The sequence below is a fragment of the Aminobacter sp. P4_H6_2 genome (assembly GCF_056400805.1).
Genome location: NZ_JBFUKO010000440.1, coordinates 1 through 4,617 on the forward strand (window position 1 = coordinate 1; position 4,617 = coordinate 4,617).

At 61.9% G+C, this 4,617-nt stretch carries 2 protein-coding genes and 1 pseudogene; all 3 read left to right on the forward strand.

Annotated features, from left to right (window positions below; genetic code table 11):
• Positions 1-656 (forward strand): annotated as a pseudogene (locus AC1DUU_RS23775) (type I secretion protein); the annotation flags it as partial.
• Positions 657-676: 20 nt separating this feature from the next.
• Positions 677-3,145, forward strand: coding sequence for a type I secretion system permease/ATPase (locus AC1DUU_RS23780; protein ID WP_476785844.1), 2,469 nt, complete (start codon positions 677-679; stop codon positions 3,143-3,145).
• Positions 3,146-3,157: 12 nt separating this feature from the next.
• Positions 3,158-4,501 carry an HlyD family type I secretion periplasmic adaptor subunit gene (locus tag AC1DUU_RS23785; protein WP_476785845.1) on the forward strand — a complete coding sequence of 448 codons (1,344 nt, stop codon included), beginning with the start codon at positions 3,158-3,160 and terminating at the stop codon, positions 4,499-4,501.
• Positions 4,502-4,617: the final 116 nt, after the last annotated feature.

The window sequence follows — 4,617 nt, forward strand, 5'->3', positions numbered from 1 at the left end:
ACAATGACACAATCGGAGCCGTCTCAGGCTTTGAAACGACAGGCCATGGCTCGGTCGCAACCGCTGGCAACCTGACCTGGAACCAGGCAAACATCATCAATGTCGGCACCGGCCAACACCAGGCGCTACCTGACGCCTATAAGCAGGCGAATGACGATCTTGCCGCCGGCAACAAGAACTTGTCGGAATCTATCCTCCAGGATCCTGCATTCGCCGGCTCTGGACTGCTGCGCGTGCTCTACATTTCCGGCGACATCTACAATCTGCAATACATCAACCAGACGACGATCATGGGCGACAGCGACCAGATAGCTCTGGCGATGAATAAGATCGCTCCGGATCCCAATGCCGACTGGACGATCGCCACAGGTGGCAATCAGCTGGTCAACCACGCGACCATCGTCGACGTCGACGGCGCCAACAAAATCTATGTCGGCGGCGACCACTACTCCGATGAAATCCTGATCCAGGCCAATCTCGTTTCGAGCGCCCCTGACATGGGGGCCCAGAACCCCGACATTCTCGTCAACGAGGCCGTGGCCTTCCTGACCGACAGTACCGGCGACACAAGCAGCGCGCCTCACATCAACGACCACATCACACCACAACCCGCCGATTCCGCATCGGCCGACGTCATGCAGCACATGCTGGGCTAAGCCCTTCAAAGGATTACAACATGACTGACGACCGCGAGCAGGGTTGGAGCGTCTTCCACAACGCGCCGGATGACGACTACCTGGGGGAAAGCCCCCAGCCGCGTCCGAAGCCAGTGCAGGCCAAGCCCGTACAGGAAGACAAAGAGAGATTGTCGAGTGCCGTCGCGTCCCAGGAAGAGGCCCTCGACCGCCTCGAACGCTACATCGACAACGTCATCGGCGAATTGCACGAGGCAGCCGACAATAGGGCTGAAGCCGCAACGGCGCACCCACAAGCTGATGTCGTCGTCCCGGCCTCCGAGCCTCTCGCCGACACTGCCAGTCCGCACACACCGCCGGCGCGCCCGTCGGCCGCCGCGCCAATCGTGACATCTGCCGAGCGGAGCATTTCAGCACAAGGCGCCTCCCCGCCTCCTGCTGAAGTCGTACCGCCATCCCAGCCTCAACCGGCCCAGCGCGCAATTTCCGAGACTCCGGTCGCGGATCGGCAGGGCCCTGTTCCGCCCCGCCCAATACCCGTCGAGCCGGCACGCGAGACACAGGCCGCACCAGAAAAAACCCCTCCTCCCGAAATGCGCGTTGCCGAGCCACAAGCCAAGACCGAGATGAAGGGCAAGCCCGCAACACCGGTCGGCAAGGTGATCGACGCCGACAACGGACCGATCAAAGCCAGGGAAAAGCTGCCCGACACCAACGGACCGACCGGAGGCAACATCGATGGCGGGGGCGGGGGCGGCGGAGGTGGCGGGGGCGTCTTTCACAAGCGCCTGGGACCCGTCGATTTTTCCGCCTCGCTCAAAACAGGCCTCAAAGTCGTCAAGCGCAACCTTTTGATCGTCATGCTGTTCACCTTGGCCTCCAACGTCCTTGTCCTGGCGATACCTCTCTATCTCTTCCAGATTTCCGACCGCGTGCTGACCAGCCGCTCAGTCGATACCCTGATCATGCTGACGATCGTGATTGTCRGCGCAGTGGTGCTCCAGACCATCTTCGACGCCATCCGTCGTTTGATCTTGATGCGCACCGCCGTCGAGGTCGCAGCCCAGCTTGGCGCGCCGATCCTGAGTGCTGCCGCCCGCGCGGCGCTGCACTCGAACGGCCGCGAATACCAGACCCTGAGCGATCTCCAGCAACTCCGCTCTTTCCTGGTTTCAGGCACGCTGCTGACGCTGCTCGATGCGCCGCTGGCGCCACTCTTCGTCCTCGCCGTGTTCATGGTGCACCCACATCTCGGCTTCATCGTCGTGACGACTTCATTGATCCTTCTGGTCATCACCATCATCAACCAGCGTTCGACCGAAGCGCCATTCAGCGAGGCCAACTCATTCCAGAGCAAGGCCAATCTGCACCTCGACTCAATGTCCCGGAACTCGCAGATCATCAACGCGCTTGCGATGATCCCCGAAGCGGTCCGCATCTGGGGCAAGGACACGGCGAGTTCGCTGCGTGCCCAGGTTATCGCCCAGGACCGCAACATCGCCTTTGCCTCCGCTTCCAAGGCAACCCGCTTGCTCACCCAGATCGCGATGCTTGGCTGGGGTGCCCATCTGGCGCTCGATGGCCATCTCAGCGGCGGCATGGTTATTGCCGCATCGATCATCGCCAGCCGTGCGCTCGGCCCGATCGAAGGTGCCATCGAAGGCTGGAACCAGGTCATCCAGTCGCGCGCCGCCTATGGCCGCATCGCCAGTCTTCTCCAGTCATCCCCGCTCAATTTCGAGCGGCTCAACCTGCCGCGCCCCGAAGGGCGTCTGGATGTCGAGCGGCTGCTGTTTGTGCCGCAAGGCACCAAGCGGGTGGTGCTCAACGGCATCACTTTCGCGCTGGCGCCGGGAGATTCCCTGGCCGTCATCGGCAATTCGGGCGCCGGCAAGACCACGCTCGGCAAGATGCTGGTCGGGTCGATCCTGCCGACTTCGGGTAACGTCCGCCTCGACCTGATGGACCTGCGCAACTGGGATCAGCGCCAGTTCGGCGAAAACATCGGCTACCTGCCGCAAGACGTCCAGCTGTTCCCTGCTTCGATCAAGGCCAACATCGCCCGTATGCGCGACGATGCCACCGACGCCGAAATCTACCAGGCAGCCCAACTCGCAGACGTGCATGAGATGATCGCCACCTTGCCGCATGGCTACGAGACATTTGTCGCCGCCGACGGAGCCCCGTTATCAGGCGGCCAGAAGCAGCGTATCGCGCTCGCTCGCGCCTTCTTCGGCAACCCCCGCATGGTCGTGCTGGACGAGCCGAACTCCAATYTCGATGCGGCCGGCGACGTCGCCCTTGCGCGGGCGCTCCAGCACGCCAAGGAAAACAAGATCACCGTCATCACCATTACCCAGCGGCCGGCACTGCTGCAGAGCGTCGACAAGATCCTGCTGCTGGTCAACGGCACGGTGGCGTTGTTTGGCGCTCGGCAGGACGTCCTCCAGGCTCTCGCCCAGCGCGGCCTGAGCATTGAAGGCGGTTCCTTCGGCCATCAGATCCAATAGGCGGGCAATGCAATGAGCGACTCGGCAATCGTAAAGGTTCATGATCTCGAATGGTACGCAGACGTGCCGCGCTCGATCACCAAGCAAACCCAGGTCGGCCTGCTGCTCATCGCCCTCACCTTCGGCGGCTTCGGCACCTGGGCGTTCACCGCCCCGCTCGCCGCGGCAATCATTGCGCAGGGCTCATTCGTGGCTTCAGGACAAAACAAGATCGTCCAGCATCTGGAAGGCGGCATCATCAAGGAACTGTTGGTCAGCGAAGGCGATCACGTCCGCTACGACCAGCCATTGATCCGCCTCGACGAGACAGCGGCAAAGGCGACGGAGCGACAATTGTTCCTGCGCCAGGTGCGCCTGGATGCCATCGCTGCGCGCCTGACTGCCGAGGTCACCCGCTCCCCCGAGATTTCGTATCCGAAGGACGTCACCGACAACATCGACGACCCTGAGATCAAGCCGATCGTCGATAGCCAGAAATTGAACTTCGAAGGCGCGCGCAACAAACTCCAGAGCGAGATCGGCTTGCTGCAACAAAACATCTCCGCCTTCCGCTTCCGAGCCGAGGGCTATCAGCAGCAGCACAACGCGGTCCAAAGACAACTGGAACTGATGAAGGAGGAGTACGCCGGCAAGAAGACCCTGGCCGACAAGGGCCTTCTCCGGGCGACCGAACTCAAGTCGATCCAGCGCGCCATGGCCGATGCCGAAGGCCAGATCGGCCGGTTAGCAGCCGAAGTCTCTGAGACCGGCGCCGAGATCATCAAACTCGAACAGCAGATCCAGCAGGCCGAAGACGCCTACAAGCAGGCAGCACTCGACCAGCTACAGAACCTTGAGGGCGATCTGGATACCGTTCGCGAACAACTCCGTCAGGCTCAAAGCGTGCTGAATCGCGTCACCATCAACGCGCCGGTGGCCGGCACCATCGTGCGCATGTATTACCACACCTCAGGGGGTGTCATCGAAAGCGGCAAGCCGATCCTGGAGATCCTGCCGTCCGAGGTGCCGCTCGTGATCGAAGCGCTCATTTCCCGCTCCGACATCGACAACGTTCGCGTCGGCCAGAGTGCGGCGGTGCGGCTTTCTGCCCTCAACCGACGCACCACCCCGGTCCTCAACGGCCAAGTGATCTATGTCTCCGCCGATGCCCTCCCCGACAATTCGGGGCCAGCGCCGCGCGAAATCTATGTCGCCCGCATCAGCCTGCCGATGAGCGAAATCGCACGCGTACATAATTTCACGCCCACGCCTGGCATGCCTGCCGAGGTGCTGGTTCAGACCGAAGAGCGGACCTTCTTCAGATATCTGACCAAGCCGATCGCAGACTCCATGTCGCGCGCATTCATGGAGCGGTGAGCGAGGTCAAGCCAACGCGTGGGGGAAAGCATGCAGATCGACGTCATCACCGAGCCGGGCAAGCTCGATGACCTCAGGGTAGATTGGGAGCGGATCTACGATGAAGACCCTGAAGC